The sequence below is a fragment of the Bacillus sp. B1-b2 genome, from assembly GCF_009183415.1.
GTDB lineage: Bacteria > Bacillota > Bacilli > Bacillales > Cytobacillaceae > Niallia.
The window spans coordinates 193428-217035 of the sequence record NZ_WEHU01000004.1 but is presented as its reverse complement, the minus strand read 5'-3'; the positions used below and the strand labels follow the sequence as shown (position 1 = coordinate 217035).

The 23608-nt window shown below is 35.0% G+C and carries 26 protein-coding genes; 23 read left to right on the top strand and 3 right to left on the bottom strand.

All coding sequences use genetic code 11. From position 1 onward, the window contains the following. Positions 1 to 123 precede the first annotated feature (123 nt). The 16 genes from upp to F9279_RS05815 all read left to right on the top strand — a co-directional run bounded on the left by upp (position 124) and on the right by F9279_RS05815 (position 15746). Positions 124 to 753, top strand: a complete 630-nt coding sequence (gene upp, locus F9279_RS05890) for a uracil phosphoribosyltransferase (protein WP_152111850.1) — start codon at positions 124 to 126, stop codon at positions 751 to 753. Positions 754 to 889: 136 nt separating this feature from the next. Continuing rightward, on the top strand, positions 890 to 3097 hold the full coding sequence (locus F9279_RS25920; protein ID WP_152111849.1) for a S8 family serine peptidase: 2208 nt from the start codon (positions 890 to 892) through the stop codon (positions 3095 to 3097). A gap of 300 nt (positions 3098 to 3397) precedes the next feature. Next, positions 3398 to 3799, top strand: coding sequence for an ATP synthase subunit I (locus F9279_RS05880; RefSeq protein WP_152111848.1), 402 nt, complete (start codon positions 3398 to 3400; stop codon positions 3797 to 3799). Positions 3800 to 3801: 2 nt separating this feature from the next. Continuing rightward, positions 3802 to 4518: a F0F1 ATP synthase subunit A gene (atpB, locus tag F9279_RS05875; protein ID WP_152111847.1), complete on the top strand. Its 717-nt coding sequence runs from the start codon at positions 3802 to 3804 to the stop codon at positions 4516 to 4518. Positions 4519 to 4581: 63 nt separating this feature from the next. Continuing rightward, a complete protein-coding gene (atpE, locus tag F9279_RS05870; protein ID WP_152111846.1) occupies positions 4582 to 4791 on the top strand; it encodes a F0F1 ATP synthase subunit C in 210 nt (69 codons plus the stop codon). Between the two features lie 202 nt (positions 4792 to 4993). Further along, positions 4994 to 5512: a F0F1 ATP synthase subunit B gene (atpF, locus tag F9279_RS05865; protein WP_152111845.1), complete on the top strand. Its 519-nt coding sequence runs from the start codon at positions 4994 to 4996 to the stop codon at positions 5510 to 5512. Further along, positions 5509 to 6045, top strand: coding sequence for a F0F1 ATP synthase subunit delta (locus tag F9279_RS05860; protein ID WP_152111844.1), 537 nt, complete (start codon positions 5509 to 5511; stop codon positions 6043 to 6045). Before atpF ends, F9279_RS05860 begins: the two co-directional genes overlap by 4 nt. Positions 6046 to 6077: 32 nt before the next feature. Beyond that, positions 6078 to 7586, top strand: coding sequence for a F0F1 ATP synthase subunit alpha (gene atpA / locus F9279_RS05855; RefSeq protein WP_152111843.1), 1509 nt, complete (start codon positions 6078 to 6080; stop codon positions 7584 to 7586). A 32-nt stretch (positions 7587 to 7618) separates the two neighbouring features. Continuing rightward, positions 7619 to 8479, top strand: coding sequence for an ATP synthase F1 subunit gamma (gene atpG / locus F9279_RS05850; protein WP_152111842.1), 861 nt, complete (start codon positions 7619 to 7621; stop codon positions 8477 to 8479). 141 nt (positions 8480 to 8620) lie between these two features. After that, on the top strand, positions 8621 to 10027 hold the full coding sequence (gene atpD, locus F9279_RS05845) for a F0F1 ATP synthase subunit beta (protein WP_152111841.1): 1407 nt from the start codon (positions 8621 to 8623) through the stop codon (positions 10025 to 10027). A 20-nt stretch (positions 10028 to 10047) separates the two neighbouring features. After that, complete coding sequence (locus F9279_RS05840; protein WP_152111840.1) at positions 10048 to 10455, top strand: F0F1 ATP synthase subunit epsilon; 408 nt, start codon at positions 10048 to 10050, stop codon at positions 10453 to 10455. 391 nt (positions 10456 to 10846) lie between these two features. Continuing rightward, positions 10847 to 11083 carry a DUF1146 family protein gene (locus F9279_RS05835; RefSeq protein WP_152111839.1) on the top strand — a complete coding sequence of 79 codons (237 nt, stop codon included), beginning with the start codon at positions 10847 to 10849 and terminating at the stop codon, positions 11081 to 11083. A 201-nt stretch (positions 11084 to 11284) separates the two neighbouring features. Further along, positions 11285 to 12037 carry a YwmB family TATA-box binding protein gene (locus F9279_RS05830; RefSeq protein ID WP_152111838.1) on the top strand — a complete coding sequence of 251 codons (753 nt, stop codon included), beginning with the start codon at positions 11285 to 11287 and terminating at the stop codon, positions 12035 to 12037. Positions 12038 to 12070: 33 nt separating this feature from the next. Further along, positions 12071 to 13378 carry a UDP-N-acetylglucosamine 1-carboxyvinyltransferase gene (gene murA / locus F9279_RS05825; RefSeq protein ID WP_152111837.1) on the top strand — a complete coding sequence of 436 codons (1308 nt, stop codon included), beginning with the start codon at positions 12071 to 12073 and terminating at the stop codon, positions 13376 to 13378. 303 nt (positions 13379 to 13681) lie between these two features. Continuing rightward, positions 13682 to 14695 (top strand): stage II sporulation protein D, encoded by a 1014-nt coding sequence (gene spoIID / locus F9279_RS05820; RefSeq protein ID WP_152111836.1) that lies wholly within the window; start codon positions 13682 to 13684, stop codon positions 14693 to 14695. Positions 14696 to 14903: 208 nt separating this feature from the next. Beyond that, complete coding sequence (locus F9279_RS05815) at positions 14904 to 15746, top strand: M23 family metallopeptidase (protein ID WP_152111835.1); 843 nt, start codon at positions 14904 to 14906, stop codon at positions 15744 to 15746. Between the two features lie 141 nt (positions 15747 to 15887). Here F9279_RS05815 and F9279_RS05810 read toward each other — a convergent pair whose 3' ends face one another. From F9279_RS05810 to F9279_RS05800, 3 genes are read right to left on the bottom strand one after another with little or no spacing between them, the layout of a single operon-like run. Next, positions 15888 to 16478 (bottom strand): ferric reductase-like transmembrane domain-containing protein, encoded by a 591-nt coding sequence (locus tag F9279_RS05810; RefSeq protein WP_152111834.1) that lies wholly within the window; start codon positions 16476 to 16478, stop codon positions 15888 to 15890. Continuing rightward, positions 16462 to 17376: an FAD:protein FMN transferase gene (locus F9279_RS05805; protein WP_193224477.1), complete on the bottom strand. Its 915-nt coding sequence runs from the start codon at positions 17374 to 17376 to the stop codon at positions 16462 to 16464. Before F9279_RS05805 ends, F9279_RS05810 begins: the two co-directional genes overlap by 17 nt. A 35-nt stretch (positions 17377 to 17411) precedes the next feature. Next, positions 17412 to 17897 carry a hypothetical protein gene (locus tag F9279_RS05800; protein WP_152111832.1) on the bottom strand — a complete coding sequence of 162 codons (486 nt, stop codon included), beginning with the start codon at positions 17895 to 17897 and terminating at the stop codon, positions 17412 to 17414. A 441-nt stretch (positions 17898 to 18338) separates the two neighbouring features. On the opposite strand from F9279_RS05800, the gene spoIIID reads away from it, so the two are divergent. The 7 genes from spoIIID (at position 18339) to F9279_RS05765 (ending at position 23568) form a co-directional block, all read left to right on the top strand. Then, positions 18339 to 18611, top strand: a complete 273-nt coding sequence (gene spoIIID, locus F9279_RS05795; protein WP_016204804.1) for a sporulation transcriptional regulator SpoIIID — start codon at positions 18339 to 18341, stop codon at positions 18609 to 18611. A 580-nt stretch (positions 18612 to 19191) separates the two neighbouring features. Further along, entirely contained in the window at positions 19192 to 20193 is a 1002-nt protein-coding gene (locus tag F9279_RS05790; RefSeq protein ID WP_152111831.1) for a rod shape-determining protein, read from the top strand. A gap of 365 nt (positions 20194 to 20558) precedes the next feature. Further along, entirely contained in the window at positions 20559 to 21374 is an 816-nt protein-coding gene (locus tag F9279_RS05785) for a flagellar hook-basal body protein (protein WP_152111830.1), read from the top strand. Positions 21375 to 21391: 17 nt separating this feature from the next. Then, positions 21392 to 22219, top strand: a complete 828-nt coding sequence (locus tag F9279_RS05780; protein ID WP_152111829.1) for a flagellar hook-basal body protein — start codon at positions 21392 to 21394, stop codon at positions 22217 to 22219. A 13-nt stretch (positions 22220 to 22232) separates the two neighbouring features. Further along, positions 22233 to 22511 carry a DNA-directed RNA polymerase subunit beta gene (locus F9279_RS05775; RefSeq protein ID WP_152111828.1) on the top strand — a complete coding sequence of 93 codons (279 nt, stop codon included), beginning with the start codon at positions 22233 to 22235 and terminating at the stop codon, positions 22509 to 22511. A gap of 147 nt (positions 22512 to 22658) precedes the next feature. Beyond that, the gene (gene fabZ, locus F9279_RS05770) at positions 22659 to 23093 is read left to right on the top strand and encodes a 3-hydroxyacyl-ACP dehydratase FabZ (protein WP_152111827.1); all 435 of its coding nucleotides are present in this window, start codon (positions 22659 to 22661) and stop codon (positions 23091 to 23093) included. 169 nt (positions 23094 to 23262) lie between these two features. Further along, a complete protein-coding gene (locus tag F9279_RS05765; RefSeq protein WP_152111902.1) occupies positions 23263 to 23568 on the top strand; it encodes a hypothetical protein in 306 nt (101 codons plus the stop codon). Positions 23569 to 23608: the final 40 nt, after the last annotated feature.

Here is a 23608-nt window from a genome sequence, read left to right as displayed (position 1 = left end):
ATATAAGGATTTCTGTTGATTCACTTTTAATTTTTCTGTAGAATAGATAGAAGTGTGTCAACGTTGTATCCTTAAAAGTTTAACTCGGATACTCGAAAAAATAGAAGGAACGGAGTGTTTAATTTGGCAAAGGTTTACGTATTTGATCACCCACTTATTCAGCACAAACTTACATACATTAGAGAAGTACAAACAGGTACAAAGGAATTCCGAGAGCTAGTAGATGAAGTAGCAACTTTAATGGCTTTTGAAATTACTCGTGATATGCCACTTGAAGAGATTGAAATTGATACTCCAGTAAGTAAAACGAAATCAAAGGTTCTATCAGGTAAAAAATTAGGAATCATTCCTATCCTACGTGCAGGTATTGGTATGGTAGATGGAATACTTAAATTAATTCCAGCAGCAAAAGTAGGACATATTGGTTTGTATCGTGATCCTAAAACGTTAATGCCAGTTGAATACTATGTGAAGTTACCTTCAGATGTAGAAGAAAGAGATTTCATCGTTGTGGATCCGATGCTTGCAACAGGTGGTTCAGCGATCGAAGCAATTAACTCCTTAAAAGTAAGAGGAGGAAAAAATATTAAATTTATGTGCTTAATTGCTGCTCCAGAAGGAGTAGAAGCATTAAAAGAAGCACATCCAGATGTAGATATCTATATTGCGGCACTAGATGAAAAATTAAATGAAAAAGGCTATATCGTTCCAGGTCTTGGCGATGCTGGAGATAGATTGTTCGGAACAAAATAATAGAACACTAAAAAACAGTTAGGAACTTTACTTTCCTAACTGTTTTTTTTCTATATACGATGTTTTGAGGTGCATACATAAATAATATGCAGGCGGTAAAAATAACTAGCAAACAATATGAAGGGGAGGAAGGGATATGCTGAAGAAAGCTTTTTTTGTTTCTATCTTATTATTTTTACCTATAAATCCTGTACTTGCCTTAACTACAAGTGAGTTCCCAAGCCTTCCTCCAGAAAATCAAAATGAGCTAAAAGTAGCTATTGTACAGACTCAAAAAAATTATAAAGAGAATGATATTGAGCAACTGTTGGAAAATTATCCTAAAATAAAGAAAAGATATATTTTTGAAGAGGTATTTACTGGCTTTTCTGTCGAAGGACCAATATCGGAATTAGAAAAATTAAAGAAAAATCAATTAGTAACCATGGTAACAACGGTACAGCAATATTCAATAGAAAACGAAAATCCAATAGAACTAATTGAGGCAGACTCCATAAGAGAATCGGCAAAATCGATATCCCATTTATCAGGGAAAGGAATTAAAGTGGGGGTGATTGATACCGGTTTAGATTATCGCCATCCTGATCTAGAAGGCAATTATAGAAAAGGGTGGGATTTTGTTGATAATGACGAAGACCCTATGGAAACAAAAGGTCTTGGTAAAAAAGATACACTTCATGGAACACATGTAGCAGGTATTATTGCTGCAAATGGAAAGATAAAAGGAGTTGCTCCGAATGCAGAGATATTCGCATATCGAGCATTAGGTCCTGGTGGTGCTGGTACAACAGAGCAAATATTAGCAGCTATAGAGAAGGCGGTGAAGGATAAGGTAGATATTATCAACCTATCTTTAGGAAGTGATGTGAACGGGCCAGATCTTCCTATTAGCTTAGCTCTCAATAAAGTAGTAGAAAAGGGTATTATAGCTATTGCTGCTGCAGGAAATTCAGGTCCAGAAGATTGGACAGTTGGTTCACCGGGGACTGCTTCTGAAGCTATTTCAGTAGGAGCGTCAACGCCTAATATTTATACTCCTATTATTTATTTAGATAAGCAACGTATAGCTCTATCTAGTATGAAAAACAGTGAAAACTGGACGAAAAGTGAAACTATTCAACTGATGGATGGTGGGATTGGATCAGAAAGGGAATTAGTAGGAGCAAAAGGAAAAGTTGCCCTTATAAAAAGAGGAGAAATAACTTTTTCAGAAAAAGTGAAAAATGCCTATAAAAAAGGTGCAGAAGGAGTAATAATTTATAATAACTCAGATGGGCCATTTCAAGGGATGCTAGAGAAGAAAGCTTCTATACCAGTCGCTGTATTGTCTAAAAAAGAAGGAGAGCTTCTTTTACAAAGGGGATCGAAACAACCATTTCGCATGAAAGTGGAAATGGAGTGGGAAAAAGATATTCTTGCTGATTTTAGTTCAAGAGGACCTGTGACAAGAACATGGGATATTAAACCAGATGTAATTGCTCCAGGGGTTGTGATAAATAGCACAGTTCCAGGAGGATATGTAGCATTACAAGGAACTAGTATGGCAGCTCCGCATGTAGCGGGGGCTTGTGCACTAATATTAGAGGCACATCCTAATTGGAAGCCAGACGAAGTGAAGGCCGCTTTAATGAATACAGCAAAAAGGATTAAAAATAGAAATAATCAAGATTATAAAGTATATGAACAAGGTGCCGGTAGAATTCAAGTAGAACAAGCTATTAATGTGGATGTTCTAGTTATGCCAGGTAGTATTCGCTTTGGTAAGTATAAAATGGTGAAAGAGAAAAAAGTGTATCAAGCTACTGTTACTTTAAAAAATGTTGGATCAAAGCAAGAGAAAATTTCTTTTGATCATCCGAAGGGAATGCAAGGATTGGATTGGAAATTACCAATGGCTGATACGTTGAATGCTGGAGAGACGAAGACCCTTCCAATTTCAATAGAGATAAACAGTGATTATTTTCAAAAAGAGCTACAAGATGGAACAATATGTGTTTGGACAGGTAATAAATCAGTTCAAATACCATATTTATTTGTTATTTCTGAGCCTGATTATCCACGTATTATGGGTTTTGATATGGTGAGAAAGGAAGAAAATACAGATTTGTACGAGTACGAGACCTATTTGCCTACAGGAGCGGAAGAATTCGGGATAGCTTTGTTTAGAGATGATACACTTCAATTTGTTCAATATTTAGATTGGAAACGATCTGTAAAAAGAGGAACTATTAAAGGAAAGTTTCATTTAAAAGTAAATGAGGGGGAAGGTATATATAGAATAAAAGTGTTTGCAAAAAAGGCAGGAAAAGAGGATATTCTTGAAAAAATAGTGAAAATAAAATAAGCTATTTACACACATTGTTAAATAGTGAACATATTATTCACTAAATTTAAAAGTGATTGACATTGACATTCCCCTATTGTATGCTTACAAGGGGGATGAATAGGTTTTCACTTATGGATTACTATGATTCTAACATGAATGTAGTGTTAATAGAATAAGGATTTGGTTAGAATCTATTTTTTACATAAAAGTAGATGCTTTTTCACCAATATATACAGAGTGTTACAGATACAGATTGTAATCTCTGCTCTAAATCTATTTTGCCGGTTAATAATAACCCCCAAAATGAGGAGGAAAGAGATGCAACAATTTCTAGAGGTATTAGCTAGAACAAGAAAATATCTTTATTTCTTTATGGCATTTTGTATGTTTGGATGGGCTTTGGGCCCGGATTCATATCAACCTACTTTCCTAGGTCTTTTTATTGGTACAGGTGCTAGTTTATTTAACATCTTGCTACTAGTAAAGAAAATGCATGCCTTTGATAAAGCAATGGAAGAGTCTGCAAAGATATACGGCTTAGGAACCATCTCGCGAATGGCAACAGCTGTTGTTGTTTGTCTTATTGCCATAGAATATCCACAAAAAATTCACTTAATAAGTGTTGTAATTGGATTGATGACAGCTTATATTGTCATTATGGTGATTTATTTAGTGCATTATTTTATTTTACATAGAAATGGTGAGAAAAGAGGTGAGTAGTATTGCATCATGAAGCACCAACTGTTGAGCTCTTTGGATTTTTAACTTTTAATTTATCCAATGTGCTTATGATTTTAGTAACGAGTTTAATTGTATTTTTAATTGCATTTTTTCTCACTCGTAATCTTCAAATGAAACCTACTGGAAGACAGAATTTGATGGAGTGGATAATGGACTTTGTCCGTAATATTATTAAGAATAACATGGATTGGAAAGATGGAGGAAGATTCCATGTGCTAGGTATTACATTACTTATGTACATCTTCATTGCCAACATGTTAGGATTGCCTTTTGCTATTACTGTGCATCATGAGCTATGGTGGAAATCTCCTACAGCAGATCCAACTATTACTATGACACTAGCAATTATGGTAGTGGGATTAACACACTATTATGGAGTGAAAATGCGCGGTACAAAAGGATATTTTGGAGAATATGTTAAACCGGTTGGTTTTTTACTTCCATTGAAAATAGTGGAGGAATTCTCAAATACTTTAACACTAGGTCTTCGTCTATATGGTAATATTTTCGCAGGTGAGGTTCTATTGAACTTACTTGTAAATGGTTTAGCTAAGACGAATATTCTTGGAGCTATAGGAGCCTTCCCATTAACAATGGTATGGCAAGGGTTCTCTATCTTTATCGGTAGTATCCAAGCATTTATATTCACATTATTAACAATGGTTTATATGGCTCATAAAGTAAGTCAAGACCATTAATATATACCCAGTTCAGAAATTGGACAAACTTAATATAATTACAATTTAGGGAGGATTTTTATAATGGGTTCATTAGCAGCAGCAATTGCAATTGGTTTAGCAGCACTAGGTGCAGGTTTAGGTAACGGTATGATCGTATCACGTACAGTTGAGGGGATTGCTCGTCAACCAGAAGCTAGAGGGATGTTACAATCAACAATGTTCATCGGGGTTGCATTCGTAGAGGCGATTCCTATCATGGCGGTTGTTATCGCATTTATGGTTATGGGATAAACATAATAAAATCTGATTATGGCGAAGATCATTCGATAAGAACCTTCGCCATTCCTTTATTTAAAAACGAATTTAACTCTTATGAGTAACAATAGAAGTTTTAAAATTATCTAATTTTAATAAGCATAATCACCTTTTTTCCACAAGTGAATAAAGGTTTCCTGTATGTGACATACATATGACCTGAAAGGAGTGAAACAGCGTGTTTACAAATAGTCTAGTATTAGGTGCATCAATGGATTTTGCTGGCGGGGATGTTATCGTCCAATTAGTATCATTCCTATTATTATTGTGGGCTATCAAAAAGTTTGCTTGGGGTCCTTTAATGAAAATGATGAAGGATCGTGAACAATTTGTTGCAAATGAAATTGATAATGCAGAGAAAAGTAGAGTAGAGGCTGCTAAGTTATTAGAAGAGCAAAGAGCTCTATTAAAAGAAGCGCGCAAAGATGCACAAGAGTTAATGGATAAAGCAAAAGCTCAAGGTGATGCGCAAAGAGAAGTTATAATTGAAGATGCTAGAAAAGATGCAGAGCGTTTGAAGAATTCTGCCTTAGTAGAAATAGAGCAACAAAAAGAAAAAGCTGTTGCAACTATACGCGAACAAGTTACTTCACTGTCTGTTTTAATTGCTTCTAAAGTAATCGAAAAAGAATTAAATGAGCAAGAACAAGAAAAGTTAATTCATGAGTACATTCAAGAGGTAGGCGAAAAACGATGAAGGATATAGGAGTTGCAAAGCGTTATGCTTTAGCTCTTTTCCAAATCGCAAAAGAAAACGGACAGATTGATCAATTAGATGAAGAAATTCGAGTTGTAAAAACACTAATTACTTCATCACCAGAATGGAACCAATTCCTTAAATCTCCTAGTATCTCACTAGAAAAGAAAAAGGAAATGGTGAAAACGGCTTTTGTTTCTGTGAGTCAGCATGTACAAAACCTGTTAATGTTATTAATTGATCGTCATAGAGAGGATATTATCCCAAATATCTGTGACTACTTTATTGATTCTGTTAATGAATTAAAAGGTATTGCAGATGCAAAGGTATATTCTGTACGACCGTTATCTAGCGATGAAAAGAATGCTATTTCAGCAACGTTTGCTGCAAAAGTAGGAAAAGTATCGCTTAATATTGACAATATAGTAGATTCTAACCTTTTAGGTGGAATAAAAGTACGTATCGGTAATCAAATATTTGACGGTAGCCTTAAAGGTAAATTAGACCGTCTTCAAAAACAATTATTAGTATAGTAATCATAGAATCTTAGATAGGGGTGAAACGCATGAGCATCAAAGCGGAAGAGATCAGTGCTCTTATAAAAAAGCAAATTGAAAACTACCAATCAGAAGTTCAAGTGAGCGAGGTTGGTACCGTAATTAGTATCGGAGACGGTATAGCTCGTGTACATGGTCTGGATAACTGTATGGCTGGAGAACTAGTTGAATTTTCAACTGGTGTAATGGGCTTAGCTCAAAACTTAGAAGAAAGCAATGTAGGTATCATTATTCTTGGTCCTTACTCAGATATTCGTGAAGGCGATGAAGTGCGTCGTACAGGAAGAATCATGGAAGTTCCTGTAGGAGAAGCTTTAATTGGACGTGTTGTAAATCCTTTAGGACAACCAGTAGATGGACTTGGTACTATTCAAACATCTAAAACAAGACCTATTGAATTTTTAGCACCAGGCGTTATGGATCGTAAATCAGTAAGTGAACCACTTCAAACAGGGATTAAAGCAATCGATGCTTTAGTACCAATTGGTCGTGGACAACGTGAGTTAATCATTGGTGACCGTCAAACAGGGAAAACATCTGTTGCAATTGATACAATTCTTAATCAAAGAGATCAAAATATGGTATGTATCTATGTTGCTATTGGTCAAAAAGAATCTACTGTACGTAATGCGGTAGAAACTCTTCGTAAAAATGGTGCATTAGATTACACAATTGTTGTAACTGCATCTGCGTCACAACCTGCTCCTTTACTATATCTTGCTCCATATGCTGGTGTTGCAATGGGAGAAGAGTTTATGTATGAAGGCAAGCATGTTTTAATCGTATATGATGATCTTACAAAACAAGCATCTGCATACCGTGAATTATCTCTATTACTTCGTCGTCCTCCAGGTCGTGAAGCATATCCAGGGGATGTATTCTATTTACACTCTCGTTTGTTAGAGCGTGCAGCGAAATTAAGTGATGCAAAAGGTGGAGGTTCTATTACGGCACTTCCATTTATCGAGACACAAGCAGGGGACGTTTCAGCATATATCCCTACTAACGTAATCTCCATTACTGATGGACAAATTTTCTTACAATCTGATTTATTCTTCTCAGGTGTTCGTCCAGCTATCAACGCAGGTTTATCTGTATCTCGTGTTGGTGGTTCTGCTCAGATTAAAGCGATGAAAAAGGTTGCAGGAACTTTACGTCTTGACCTTGCTTCTTTCCGTGAGTTAGAATCATTTGCACAATTTGGGTCTGATTTAGACAAAGCGACACAAGATAAGTTAAATCGTGGTGCTCGTACTGTTGAAGTATTAAAACAGGATTTAAATAAGCCGTTAAAAGTAGAAAAACAAGTAGCAATTCTTTATGCATTAACTCGTGGTTTCTTAGATGATATTCCAGTTGCTGATATCAGAAGATTTGAAGAAGATTTCTTAACTTGGTTAGATCACAATCATACAGATGTAGTAAACACAATTGTTACTACGAAGGATCTTCCTGCTGATGATGTAATGAATGCGGCTATTAACGACTTCAAAAAAACATTCGTTGTTTCTGAATAAGAAGACAAACTGGTGATTGGTGGTGAAAATCTTTGGCATCTTTACGTGATATAAAAGCTCGTATTGTTTCTACAAAGAAAACTAGTCAAATTACGAAAGCCATGCAAATGGTGTATTCGGCTAAAATGAATAAAGCTGTTATAAATGTAAAAGCATTTGCTCCTTATATGTCTAAAATAGAAGAAGTAACACATTCAGTGGCATTAGGAAGTAATGGAGTTACACACCCAATGCTTCAAAAACGTCCAGTAAAGAAAACAGGTTATATTGTTGTCACTTCTGAACGTGGATTAGCTGGTGCTTATAACAGTAATGTACTTAGAAAGTTAAATCAGACAATTAAAGAGCGACATCAATCAAAAGATGAGTATGCCATTATTGTTATTGGAAGAATAGGAAGAGATTTCTTATTAAAACAAGGACATAATGTTATCTTAGATGTAGTTGGTGTACCTGATCTTCCTGACTTTATGGATATTAGAGATGTAACAAATAAATCAGTTGGCATGTTTGATGATGGTACTTTTGATGAATTAAATATTTTTTATAGTCATTATGTGAGTGCTATTCAACAAGATGTAGTGGAGAAGAAGATCCTTCCTTTAACAGATATGGATGCATCAAATACTACACTTACTTCTTATGAATATGAGCCTTCAGCAGAAGAAATTCTAGATGTATTGTTACCGCAGTATGCAGAAAGTTTAATATATGGGTCATTGCTTGATAGTAAAGCAAGTGAGCATTCTGCACGTATGACAGCTATGAAAAATTCTACTGATAATGCTAAAGAATTAATTAATGATTTAAGCTTACAATTTAACAGAGCAAGACAAGCGGCAATTACCCAAGAGATTACTGAAATTGTTGGTGGAGCTGCTGCACTAGAATAAGAGAAAAAATACTATATGCACTCTATCATTTGGCAATTACTTATCATAGATTATTCCGTATTATGGTAAGTAATTCCCTAGTTTAAGTATAGTTTAAACTTGATATAGATCATATAGATAGAAAGTGTAGGAGGGAATATAATGAGCGCAGGACGAGTTCTTCAAGTTATGGGACCAGTTGTTGACGTGAAGTTCGATGGAGGAAACCTACCTGATATTAACAATGCTATTAAGATTGTTAGTGGTACTTCAAATGAAGAATTAACACTAGAAGTTGCCCTACATTTAGGTGATAACACTGTTCGAACTATTGCCATGTCTTCTACGGATGGTATTACAAGAGGTGCTGAAGTTGTAGATACTGGAAAATCTATTTCAGTACCTGTAGGAGATGTTACGTTAGGTCGTGTATTTAATGTATTAGGAGATACTATTGATTTAGATCCTGAAATACCAGCAAATGTTAGACGTGATTCTATTCACAGAGAAGCACCTAAATTTGATCAATTATCTACACAAGTAGAGATTCTAGAAACTGGAATTAAAGTAGTAGACTTATTAGCACCATATATTAAAGGTGGTAAGATTGGTCTGTTTGGTGGAGCTGGAGTAGGTAAAACAGTTCTAATCCAAGAATTAATTAACAATATCGCACAAGAGCATGGTGGTATTTCTGTATTTGCAGGAGTTGGAGAACGTACTCGTGAAGGAAACGATTTATACCATGAAATGACAGACTCAGGTGTTATAAAGAAAACGGCTATGGTATTTGGTCAGATGAATGAGCCACCTGGTGCGCGTATGCGTGTTGCGTTAACTGGTTTAACAATGGCGGAGTATTTCCGTGATGAACAAGGACAAGACGTTCTATTCTTCATTGATAACATATTCCGTTTTACTCAAGCAGGTTCTGAAGTATCTGCTTTACTTGGACGTATGCCATCAGCAGTAGGTTACCAGCCAACATTAGCAACAGAAATGGGTAAATTACAAGAACGTATTACATCAACTAATGTAGGTTCTGTAACTTCTATTCAAGCTATCTATGTACCGGCTGATGACTATACAGATCCAGCACCAGCAACAACTTTCGCTCACTTAGATGCGACAACTAACTTAGAGCGTAAGTTAACAGAGATGGGTATCTATCCAGCGGTAGATCCACTTGCTTCTACTTCTCGTGCTCTATCACCAGAAATCGTAGGGGAAGAGCATTATGATGTAGCTAGACGTGTTCAATCAACACTTCAACGTTACAGAGAATTACAAGATATCATCAGTATCTTAGGTATGGATGAGTTAAGTGATGATGATAAGCTAATAGTTCACCGTGCGAGAAGAGTTCAATTCTTCTTATCACAAAACTTCCACGTTGCAGAGCAGTTTACTGGTCAAGTAGGTTCATATGTACCAGTAAAAGAAACTGTAAAAGGATTTAAAGATATCCTTGAAGGTAAATATGATCATCTTCCAGAAGATGCGTTCCGCTTAGTTGGACGTATTGAAGAAGCAATTGAGAAAGCTAAATCTATGGGTGTAGAAGTATAAACTAATCAGGAGGGGTAGTAATGAAGACGATTAAAGTCCATGTAGTAACTCCTGATGGCCCGGTGCATGAATCAGATGTAGAAATGGTGATTGCCAAAGCAGAAAGCGGAGAATTAGGGATATTAGCAGGACATATTCCTATGGTTGCTCCATTAAAGATCGGTGTAGTACACTTGAAAAATAATAAAACTTCAGAGTATATCGCAGTAAATGGGGGCATACTTGAGGTTCGACCAGAACAAGTAACTGTACTAGCTCAATCTGCTGAAGCAGCGGAAAAAATTGATTATGATCGTGCTATGCGAGCTAAGGAGCGTGCTGAAAAAAGACTACATGCTAATAAATCAGAACATGTAGACTTTAGACGTGCAGAACTTGCTCTACAACGCGCAATGAATCGTATATCCATTGTGGAAAAAAAATATTAAAAAGTCCCTAAGGGGGCTTTTTTCTATTTATATAATTTGTTAACTACCTTGCTTAAAATAAACAGAATTAGATAAAAATGTATTTATTAGTAGAATAGAAAAAAAGAAAAGACTAACAAATGAAAATAGTAAACTATAATATTAATGATTTTAGCTTATTGACAAAAGTGACTTAGAAAGGTAGTACAATATTCCCCTAAAAATTGAATCTCTCATTTTAATTTTATCTACAGTCTGAAAACTATATTAATTGTATAAAAATAATAGAATAAAAAAGTAAAGGGAAATATGTCACAATTTATGAAAAGAAAAATGTGATTACTGTGAAACTTTTTACTATATATAACCGTCAAATAATAGTTAACTAGAAAATGAACACTGGAGGAAATGAATGATTGCAGAATTTGGGCAAGAAGCATTATTAAGTATTATTATACATATCATATGTATAGCGCTGTCCTGGTGGGCATTACAGTCTTTAAATTTTGAGAAGTTTTTAAGAAAAAATAGAGTGTTTCAAGCAAGAGTCTTATATGTACTATTAGCAATTGTTATCGGATCATTGGTTAGTGAATTCTTATTAAACTACCTAACTTGGTCCCAACAATTGCCACTTATGATGAACTAAAACCAAAATAAATAAAAAAAGAGTACAAATATAGGTCTTCATACATGTTTTCAATCCCGATTTTTTTCAGTAAAATTCTTTTTGTGTGCTTTTTTATATTGTACAATGTGATTATTTTTATTCATGTCAAAAAGTGACGATTATTTATTAGTATGCATTCCTTCTCCCTGGAAACAATGGTAGTAAAGGGGAGGAATACAAATGAAAATAAAAAATATAGTTTTAATGACACTTTCATTACTGGTTGGTTTCATAGCCTTAACAATTGGGAATAAAATCACTATTGCAAGTTCACAATCAGATTTATTGACAATAAATAGAATTCTACACGAAGAAGAAAATATAACAATTAATGAATGGTCTCTGCATGCAAGAGAAAAGTTGGAAGATGTTCAAAGTTTAAAAGACGTAAAAGATTATCAAAAGGAAATAAAAGAAGTTTTTCCAGAGGGTAAGTGGGAAGAGGTTAAGAATCATCAAAGTGTACAGATGAAAATGACTTTTAGTGATACTACTTTCATGGAAGAGAGCATTATTATTTCTATTTCATTAACAACAGAATCTCCCTCTACATATATTATTTATGAAGTAAAGGGAGAAGAAACAGCAGAGAAGGATATGAAAAGGGTAAATAAGGAAATAAATGAAAAAATTTCTTCTATTTTTCGTGGTAAACCAGCAATTTTCTCTTGTATAAAAGGCGAATTCAGTGATAAGATGAATGAGACTTTGCCTTATTATGTTACTCAATTACTAGATGCTTTTCAAGCTAATACAATTGAGGCGGTAGAAGAAGAAGATTTTGTATCAACATCTGCTTATACGCCTATTTTTAAAGAAAGTATTGATAATCAAGCAAAGGAAATGAATTTCCAATTAGGTATAAGAACACACGGGATGGGAGAAAAAACTACCTTTGTAGTTGGCACACCCATCATAACGATTGAATATTAATATAGAGATATTGGACGCGGAGGGGAATAGACTTTGGATAAAATCATCGTCCGCGGCGGAAAAAGGTTGAATGGAACGGTTAAAGTAGAAGGCGCAAAAAATGCCGTTTTGCCTGTAATCGCCGCTACATTATTAGCAAGTGATGGGAAAAGTGTAATTAAATCAGTTCCGACTCTTTCAGATGTATATACAATTAATGAGGTATTACGTTATTTAAATGCTGAAGTACATTTTGAAAATGGAGAAGTAACAGTAGATGCATCAAAGGATTTAAGTATTGAAGCACCGTTTGAATATGTGCGTAAAATGAGAGCATCTGTTTTAGTTATGGGTTCTTTATTAGGAAGAAATGGTCATGCAAGAGTTGCGTTACCAGGTGGATGTGCAATTGGCTCTAGACCGATAGACCAACATCTAAAAGGCTTTGAAGCAATGGGAGCAAAGGTTCAAGTTGGAAATGGATTTATAGAGGCATCTGTGGAAGATCGTTTACATGGTGCTAAAATTTATTTAGATTTCCCAAGTGTTGGTGCTACTGAAAACATCATGATGGCAGCAACATTAGCAGTAGGTACAACAATTATTGAGAATGTTGCAAAAGAACCAGAAATTGTTGACTTAGCAAACTTCCTAAATAAAATGGGTGCAAAAGTAAAAGGAGCGGGTACTGGTACTATCCGTATTGAAGGCGTAGATGTATTATTTGGAGCAGAGCACACTATTATACCTGATAGAATTGAAGCAGGGACTTTCTTAGTAGCAGCTGCAATAACAGGTGGAAACGTTCTTGTACAAGGAGCAGTTCCAGAGCATTTATCATCCCTAATCGCAAAAATGGAAGAAATGGGAGTTACTTTTAAGGAAGAAGCAGATGGAATCCGTGTGTTAAGTGCAAATAACTTAAAAGCTGTTGATATTAAAACAATGCCACACCCTGGATTCCCAACAGATATGCAATCACAAATGATGGCTTTATTACTTCGTGCAAAAGGAACAAGTATGATTACAGAAACTGTATTCGAAAATCGTTTCATGCACGTAGAAGAATTTAGACGTATGAATGGTGATGTTAAGATTGAAGGTCGTTCTGTTATTATGAATGGACCAACCAACCTTCAAGGAGCAGAAGTAGCTGCTACTGATTTACGAGCTGCAGCTGCATTAATTCTATCTGGTCTAGTAGCAGAAGGAATTACTCGTGTTACAGAACTGAAACACCTTGATCGTGGGTATGTTGATTTTCATCAAAAATTAGCTGGATTAGGTGCGGATATTGAAAGAGTGACAGAAGAAGAAGAAGTAGCATTAGAGCCAAGTTATGTGGCAGATTTAAATGCATAATCCTTAAATAACAGACTTTATTTATCCAGTAGTATAGATAAATAAAGTTTGTTTTTTTATGTCTAAATTATACATGATAAAGCAAATTGGAAATATTTCTTAAACGAAGGCGATAGAAGGTTATCTCTTGAGGTTGAACCATATTTTTAAAATACTATGCAAATTTGTTTTTTTTAGAACCGTTGCGAGGAAAGTTTTAATTAATTTTTGTTTCCTATTTTAAAGTCATAAAAGCTTGTCCTAATCCATAAGAATGTTGTAGAGGCGTGTAACATTATATTTCTTTCTTATGGAGGCTTACACATGTTTAAAATCAAACCCATCATCGTACTAGGAGTTATACTGTTTGTTATCACATTACTTGTCCCAACTGTACTTGTCCTTCCATTTATGCAGGAGAAGGAGGAAACCTCTGTACAAAGTGAGCCCAAAAAAGAAGTCTCGGAACCTACTATGGAAGTGGGCGTCTATCGTGAAAGTAAAGAGGTTGTAGAGAAGTTAGATTTAGAAGAATATGTAGTTGGTGTAGTTGCATCGGAAATGCCAGCAAAGTTCGAAATGGAGGCTCTGAAAGCACAGGCATTAACAGCAAGAACATATATCGTCAAAAGAATCGTAAGTGATAAGGCTGCCGAATTGCCAGAAGGAGCAATTGTAGGAGATAGCATAAGTTACCAAGTATATAATGATCAGGAGGAATTAAAGAAGATCTGGGAAAATGCAGGATATGATTGGCAAAAAAATATGAAGAAGATTGAAGAAGCGGTAGCTGAAACAAGAGGGCAAATTTTAACCTTCGAAGGAAATCCGATTGATGCTACATTCTTTTCCACAAGCAATGGATATACAGAAAACTCAGATGATGTCTGGGCAAATTCTATTTCTTATTTACAAAGTGTCGAAAGTCCCTGGGATGTAGACTCACCTAAATTTAATGGTGAACAAACAATAAGTGTAAAGGAGTTTGAAGAGAGTCTTGGTGTTCAATTATCTTCTAGCTCGAATATTATGGAGAATATAACCTATACAAAAGGCAAGAGGATAGACAGTGCTACTATAAATGGTAAAGAGTTATCAGGCACAGAAATAAGAGAAAAACTAAAGTTAAAATCAACAGATTTTACCATGGATCGTGATGGAGATAATATTATTGTAAAAACAAAGGGCTATGGCCATGGTGTGGGTATGAGTCAATACGGGGCCAATGGAATGGCTGTTAGTGGGAAAACATATGAGGATATTGTGAAATACTATTATAAAGGCGTAGAAGTTACTGCATCAAATGACCTTTTAAACACATATACAGCAAAAAAATAGGTGAAGCAAGTAGACATTGATTATAGATGTCTGCTTTTTTTATTCAAAAACTCTTAAAAGGAAATGAATGTAGAATTTTTTGAAAAAAAATAAAATGCATGCATAATATGGTTGGAATTGTCGAAAAATAAGATTTTTATAAAAATTTTTAATGTCGTGTATATAATGTTGAATATCTGTTCAGAATGATTGCTGAGGTGATGATAAAATGAGAGAGGAAGAAAACAAACGTACTTCTCCAAATTCAAAAGTAAAAAGCTTTTTTAAAAAACGTTGGGCGTTCCCTGCGGTGTATATCGGAACAGCAGCTATTATTCTAACAGGTGTTCTTTGGTATCAAAATAGTGCATCAGACACTAACAAATTTGATTATAATGCTGATGTGCCAGAACAACTTGATGAGCCTGCAGAACCGGTTGCAAAGGATTTAGAAAACTTTGCTTGGCCAGTTGCTGATGAAGATTCCTTTATCACGCAAAAAGAGTTTTATGATAACGCAGCAAGTAAAGAAGAACAAGCAAATTCATTAGTATTCTACAATAATCAATATCAACCTAACACAGGTATTGATTTAAAGATGGAAGACGATAGTGAATTCGAAGTACTAGCTTCCTTAGAAGGAACAGTTACGAAAGTTTCAGAAGATGCATTACTAGGAAATACTATTGAGATTGAGCATGCAGAAGGAATCAAAACCTTCTATCAATCAGTGAAGGATTTCCAAGTGGAAGTTGGCGAAGAAGTGACAAAAGGACAACCTATTGCAACATCTGGTAAAAGTCAATTAAACCAAGATGCTGGTGTTCATGTACACTTTGAAGTAAGAAAAGACAATGTAGCAGTAAACCCAATTGATTATTTTGGTAAGTCTTTAAGTGCACTGAAATCTGTTGATTTAAATGGAAAAACATCTACAGAGGAAAGCTCAGATGAAGTCGAAACTTCTGACTCTTCAGAAGATGAAATGAAACCAGATAATTCATTAGAAAATGAAACGAATTCAGATCAAGACGAGTCAGATAGCGATTCATCTACTGATCCTAACGCATAATACAAAAGAGGTTGTTAATGATAGAGAATGTAAATCTATCTAACAACCTCTTTTTTCTACTGATCTATATGGTAAGGAAGATGAACGGCTGACAATTTCTCGGGAAATAAGTCGAAAAAAAGAGAAAGTTATTTCGTCATTTTATGCTGGAGGCTGCTCTTTTACTAGCTTTGTTTTATTATTATACTTTGCAATCCATAATCTCATTATAGTAAGAGATAGAATAGCAATTCCTGTAATAGAGTAGAGAAGAATCATTACTATATTATTAGTATCAGATCCCATTAGAATACCATGCATCAATGCTAAGAAAAACGTAGGAAATGATAAAAAATGAATAGATTTCCAAGTTTTTTTCCCAAGCTTCTTTAAAAAGTCAGTGGAAATTATGAGAGTAAGTATGCCATAAAAAGCAAGAATACCTAAAGATAAAGATAAGACTTGCTGCTTAGTAGTAAAAGGAATAAGTATATTGATAATAGTATAGTTGGTATAGTTCTTTTCAAAGAGAAGAACCAAACCATGAGTCATACCAAAAAGTAGTCCTAACCATCCAGTCGATTCGTGAATTTGAAGCAAATATTTATTAAATAAAGTAGAATTTGCTGGTAATTTATAAAGAATGCCTGACATCATGGATAAAAATAATAGTAAGTAAGCTGTAATTCCTGCCGCTCTTGTTACATTCCATATACTTAAATATGAGGCAAGATAGTCAATAACTTGATTCATATATCTTTACTCCTTTTCTCGTGAAAAAATAGTTATCCTTAGTCATAATTAGATTTCCGTTTTTTGTTAAGGAAATGGCCATATAAGGAATAGACATTCTATTGCCAAGTTGATTACCTTCTTCCCATCCTAATACAAGTAGACATTTTGTTAGTATTTCTGCTTCTGTTAGAGTAGGTGCGATAATGGTCACTTGAACCAAATCGGAGTAAGCGGGATATCCAGTTTTTGGATGTAAAATATGATGAAGTGCTTCTCCTTCAGAAGAAATCCAACTTCTTTTTCTTATGGAGCTTGTAGCTACACCCGCATCCTTGGATAAATGAAAGGAACAAAGCGCTTTATTAGAGTAATCTGGATGGTCTATGATGATCTCTCTCCTTTTTAACTCTGTTCCCCATGCGTAGATATCTCCACCTGCAACAATTGCTCCACTTGAAACGCGATATTCTTGCTTTAATAGATCTGCTATACATTGTGCTGTCCAGCCCTTTGCAATGCCCGCTAAATCAATTTGTACATCATTAATAATACTTATACTTTTCATTCCTGTATTTATAGCTACATGATCTTGAAAAGGGGCAGAGGTTACTTGGTTATATGGAATGGTTGGATGATCCATATTATCAAAACTACAGTTATATCCTAGAGTAGAGATTTGCTTCCCCATATAGGGATTATAAATTCCTGCACTGACATGATAATAATGGTTTGCTACTTTTACTGCTTCAAAGAGAATAGGGCTACTAACAAAGGGGATACTTCTTGTTCGATTCAATTGAGAAAGCTCACTCTCCTTCTTAAATCTAGAAAGAGTACATTCTGCCCTCGTAAATAGTTGTTTAACTTTGTTGTTCCACTTTTCTGGAATATCTACTATGTGTATGTTCGTATTCATGCAAGAAAAGGTTAACAAAATAATTACCTCCCTTCTTATGATGCTTGTCCATGAAGTGCTCCGCTTTCACTTTCCATACTGCCATTTGCAGAAGAGCTTCCTCCCATTGCTGGGGAATTACTGTAATTCTCACTGCCGTTACTCGGATAGCTAGAATTAGGGCCTTGTGGGGCTTGACCATTATAGAAATCAGAAGGTACAGAGCTTGATGCAGAATCACTTGTATCATTTTGACTAGTGGAGCTATCTGCAGGATAATCACCTGCCCAAGAATCACTACTGTCTGTAGAAGTATCTCCTTCTAAAGAAGGAATGCTTTCCTCTGGAACTTCTGTGTTTCCTGAAAACGGGTTTTGATTTTCGCTTTCGTTTACACCTGCATTGCTATTTGCCATTGTGTTTTCCGTCATAGCGGTTTGCACGGAATTCGTATTTGTCTGTTGAAGTAATCCAACTATCCCTGTAAAAGTCGCAACACTTGATAACCCGACAATCCATTTCATCTTCTTTTTCGAAGTCATTGTTTGTTCCTTCCTTTTCTATGCTCTTAACGAGAAGAGCGTATTTTCTTGTCTTATCCCTTTGTATTTGTATTGTAAAAAACGAACCTTAACGAATACTTAATTTTTAAATAGGAGCAAAAAAATCATTAAAAATAGCACTTTTATATAAAAAATGAGACAAACCTTGTCCCTATTCACTTTTTTCGGCATAAAGTTATACCCAGGCTAATAGAATGTTACAAACCTTACAAAGAGGAAGTTTGGAGTGAGGGGTCGTTTGAAGACAATGGATATGTAGTCGAGGACATGTTTATTCATAATAAGTACAGAAAGCTACTGCCTTTCTGCCGCATGGTGAATATAGCTAGAAAGGAAACGTGCGGGATGAAGAATTTCGATGAAGCGAAAAGCGAGTCTCATTTCACACTTCTCACATCCAATTTAGGGAGGGCGAGTGGTGTGCACGATTACATCAAAGAGAGAACTATCAAGATTGGAAAGTATATCGTGGAGACGAGAAAAACAGTTCGTGTAATAGCGAAGGAGTTTGGCGTATCCAAAAGTACAGTCCATAAAGATTTAACAGAAAGGCTTCCTGAAATTAACCCTGATCTTGCTAACGAAGTAAAAGAAATTTTAGATTACCATAAGTCGATTAGACATCTTCGTGGGGGAGAAGCAACAAAAATGAAATACAAGAAAGAAGAGTTAGAAGGGGAAACTGTACAATAAGAACTTAGAAAGAACAAAGGTGAGAATATTCTATAACTGTTACTCTAAGACTTTGGATAACAAGGTCTTTTTTTTTGGGATTGTTATGTTGAAGGTGATTGCTAGCAACGCTTTATAATGAAAGAGCTTAGGGGCAATAGATGAACAGAAAGCATCGGCTAAATATAGGTGAAAACGCTACTAAAGAAAGCGCTTTTACATACTTAAGAAAAGTAGGATAAATATATGGTAGAAATCTACTATTAAAATGACATTAAAATACATAAAAAAGCTGTTTTTTTGACAAATAGTTACTTCTTTCTCCATGCTTGTGATAAAATAAAAAATTAGAGTGGTATGAATATATAGAGAAAAAACATACGATTTAAGCATGAAACGAAAAATGGGTCCGCAAAAGAGATTGGTATGATTTTGTTGTGGATTTTTTTATATAGGGCAAGATTTAGATATCATTAATTAGCTTGATTATCATAAAATCGTTCATTAGGTTTAGAGCGAGCTCTTTGCCTCTGTATAGTAAATTATGGTGAAAATGAATGAGATAAAAATAACCATTGAAACAAGGAGGAAAGTTACAAAAATGTTATCTAAAGATATCGGGATTGACTTAGGAACCGCTAATGTATTAATTCATGTAAAAGGAAAAGGAATTGTTTTAAATGAGCCTTCTGTGGTAGCTCTTGACCGAAATACAGGAAGAGTTTTGGCAGTAGGGGAAGAGGCTCGCCGAATGGTTGGTCGTACACCAGGAAATATTGTAGCTATACGTCCATTAAAAGATGGAGTAATAGCGGATTTCGATGTAACAGAATCTATGTTAAAATACTTTATTAATAAATTAAATGTAAAAGGATTCTTATCAAAGCCTAGAATTCTTATTTGCTGTCCTACTAATATTACAAGTGTAGAACAAAAAGCAATCAAAGAGGCTGCTGAAAAAAGCGGTGGAAAGAAAATTTATTTGGAAGAAGAACCAAAAGTTGCTGCAATTGGTGCAGGAATGGACATCTTCCAACCAAGTGGAAATATGGTAGTTGATATTGGTGGAGGAACTACAGATGTAGCTGTTCTTTCTATGGGGGATATTGTTACTTCTTCTAGTATTAAAATGGCTGGAGACAAGTTCGATAGTGAAATTCTCCAGTATATTAAACGCCAATACAAGCTTCTGATCGGTGAACGTACAGCAGAAGATATTAAAATTAATATTGGAACAGTTTTCCAAGACTCAAGAAAAGAAGAGATGGACATACGCGGACGCGATATGGTAACTGGATTACCAAGAACAATTAAAGTATATTCAGATGAAATTGAGCTAGCATTAAGAGAATCAGTAGCAGTAATTGTACAAGCAGCAAAGAGTGTGCTTGAACGTACTCCGCCAGAATTATCTGCTGATATAATTGACCGTGGTGTTATTCTAACAGGTGGTGGAGCATTGCTTCATGGTATCGACTTATTATTGGCTGATGAGTTAAAGGTACCAGTTTTAGTGGCAGAAAATCCTATGGATTGTGTTGCTATTGGAACGGGGATTATGTTAGACAATATTGATCGTCTTCCAAAAAGAAAATTTAGCTAAGAAGATAAAATAGGGGGATGCATAAACAAACGAATAAAATTCAGAGTGTTTATGCATAGGAAAATGAAATCCTATCGTAATATTACCCGTATTTTTGAAAGCTAAACATAAAAAACCGGTAAATTATAAAATTTATCGGTTTTTTTATTAATGAAATGAAAAATTGTAATCGGATAGAGAATTGATTCCAAAAAATCTCACAAAAACTACCAGTAGATAGTAGTCTTTCCTAGCAATTATAATGAATAAGGAGTAAAAGAAACAATTTTAGACTTTTTTCAACAAAATATAATGTAATGTGAAGGTATTTTTTTTATAATAAAAGATAAGGAAAAAAAGACAACGGGTAGAAATGGAGAATAGGTATGTTTAAAGGTTTTTATACAGCAGCTTCTGGAATGATTGCACAACAGAGAAAAACAGAAATGCTTTCAAATAACATGGCAAACAGTACGACTCCTGGATTTAAAGCAGATCAGTCATCGATTAGATCATTTCCTGAGTTATTGCAGCAGCGAATTGGTGAAAAAGCAGGTGTTATAGAAGGGAAGTCCAATATTGGTGCTCTTTCTACAGGTGTTTATATGCAGGAAACCACTCCTCTTTTTACTCAAGGGGATATTAATCAAACAGATTTAAAAACAGATTTAGCACTTGTTAATATTAATGTACCTGGTAATGAAACAAATCAAGGTGGAAGTTTATTTTATACCATTCAAAATGCCAATGGAGATGTTCGCTATAGTAGAAATGGCAACTTTACGTTAGATGGACAAGGTTATTTAACAGCTGGCAGTGGACTATATGTACTAGATCAAAATAATAATCCAATTCAGCTTTCGGACGAAAACTTTACGGTATCCTCTGGTGGGGTAATAACGGGAAGTGCTGGAGAAGTGTATCAATTAGGTATTGGCTATTCAGATTCTCCTGAGGATTTAGTAAAAGAGGGTGATGGACTTTATCGTGCTCCAGAAGGAACTGTCCTTCAAAATGCCCTGGAAAATGGAGAAGTTAGTTTTCAGATTAAGCAAGGCTTTATTGAAAACTCCAATGTAGATACAGCAAGAACGATGACTGATATGATGACTGCATATAGAGCTTTTGAAGCTAATCAAAAAATGCTTCAAGCATACGATAAAAGCATGGAACAAGCTGCTAATCAAATTGGAAAAGTATAATAAGCAGGGGGAAAGTAATGAATAGAACGATGATTATCGCTAGTAACACGCTCAATCAACTGCAAAAACAGATGGATGTTATTAGTAATAATATGGCTAATGTCGATACTAATGGATATAAAAAAACAAATGCAACGTTTACAGATTTGCTTTTCCAACAAGTGAATAACCAAGCTAATCTGGAGGAAGAGGTTGGTCGTCAAACGCCTAATGGAATTAGACAAGGAAATGGAGCTAAACTAGCTCAAACACAACTTGTGATGACGCAAGGTAACTTGAAGACAACAGATCGACCACTAGATACAGCTTTTACAAAAGAGGGACAGTTATATAGAGTGTTAGTACAAGATGGTGACACAACTGAGGTACGTTATACAAGAGACGGTGCGTTTTATTTATCACCAATCTCAGATACAGAAAATATGTTAGTAACTAATCAAGGCTTTCCAATATTAGATGAGAATAACAATCCCATTGTAATGAATAATAATGTTAAAGACTATGCCTTTTCATCGACTGGAACTTTGACCGTAAACTTAACTAATGGTGGAAGTCAAAATATAAACCTTGGTGTAACTTATGCTAATAACCCGCAAAGCTTAGATAAAACTGGGGATAACTTGTATCGCCTATCAGATGAAGCAAATAGAGAACAAGTGCTAACTGATTTGAATGGTGCTTTACGAAATGAAATATCGATACAACAGAATGCTTTAGAGCAATCAAATGTTGATATGAGCAGAGAAATGGTTAACCTAATTGCTACACAGCGCTCCTATCAATTTCAGTCCAGATCCATTACTCTTGCAGATCAAATGATGGGCTTGGTGAATGGAATACGATAAAAGGAGAAATGTAATGACACTGAATAGTAGCAGTCAGGAAATGACAAAAACAAGAGAACAGGTTAAAGAGGAGCGAAAACAAAATCAGGAAGAAAGTACTTCTTCAGAGGTGAAAGTGAGAGTTCGTCTTTTTCCAGTTTGGCTACGTGTGATTGTCATCATTTTGTGTATGGCTATTAGTATCATGGTAGGAGCAATTATAGGTTATAGTATTATGGGAGATGGCAAAGCGATGGATATCTTCCAACTAGAAACATGGACTCATATTATGGACTTAGTTAATGAAAAATAATAAAACAGTTTGGATAACCTAAAAGGAGGCATAGGAATAATACCCTTTTTAGGTTTTTATTTTTAAAAAGGAAGGTTATCCCTTCCTTTTTTAGTCTGTTTTTTAGTACAATAATATATAACCACATATTAGTAGGAGGTCATAAAAATGTTAGATATAAATCAAATTAAAGAAATTATTCCTCATCGCTACCCATTTTTATTGGTGGATAGAATTTTAGAAGTAGAAGAAGGAAAAAGAGCAGTAGGTATTAAAAATGTTTCAGCAAACGAGGAATATTTCAATGGACATTTCCCTGATTATCCAGTAATGCCTGGTGTACTAATTGTAGAAGCACTTGCACAGGTTGGAGCAGTTGCTATGTTAATTAAGGAAGAAAACAAAGGAAGATTAGCATTCTTCACAGGTATAGAGAACTGCCGCTTTAAAAAGCAAGTACGCCCAGGTGATCAGCTTCACTTAGAGGTGGAAATGATTAGAGTACGTGGAAACTTCGGCAAAGGAAAATGTGTAGCAACAGTAGACGGAGTAATCGTATGTGAAGCAGAAATTATGTTTGCATTAGGAGATAAGCAAGAATAAGTAAAAAAAATTTTTAGTCTAAAAGCACTTACCCAAGTGCTTTTTTTAGGCTCTTTAGTTTAATATTGGAAGTCACCAATATTCTGCAATAAATCTCTATTATTGGATAACCTAATTATTGACCAGCAATAAGGTCAATAAGATGTAATAAGAAAAGGGGTTAAAGATGATGGAGAAAAAATGGATTAAGTTACTTGGAGTATCTGCGTTATCTGCCATGTTATTAACTGGTTGTGGCGATAATGACGAACAAAGTCCAGCACCAGATGATGATACAAATGTCGAAGATACAGATTTAGACGATAACGATGTTGTTCCAGATACAAATTTAGATATGGATAATGATGATGCAACAGATGAACAAGATCAAAATACTGGCGATGATTTAGATGCAACTAAAGACAATAACGGTGCTGGTGAAGATATGATCGAAGACAAAAATGATGCAAACGATAAAGACGACGTAGACCAATAAGTTATAAATAGTACTATAAAAATGGAGCAGCTTTAGTGCT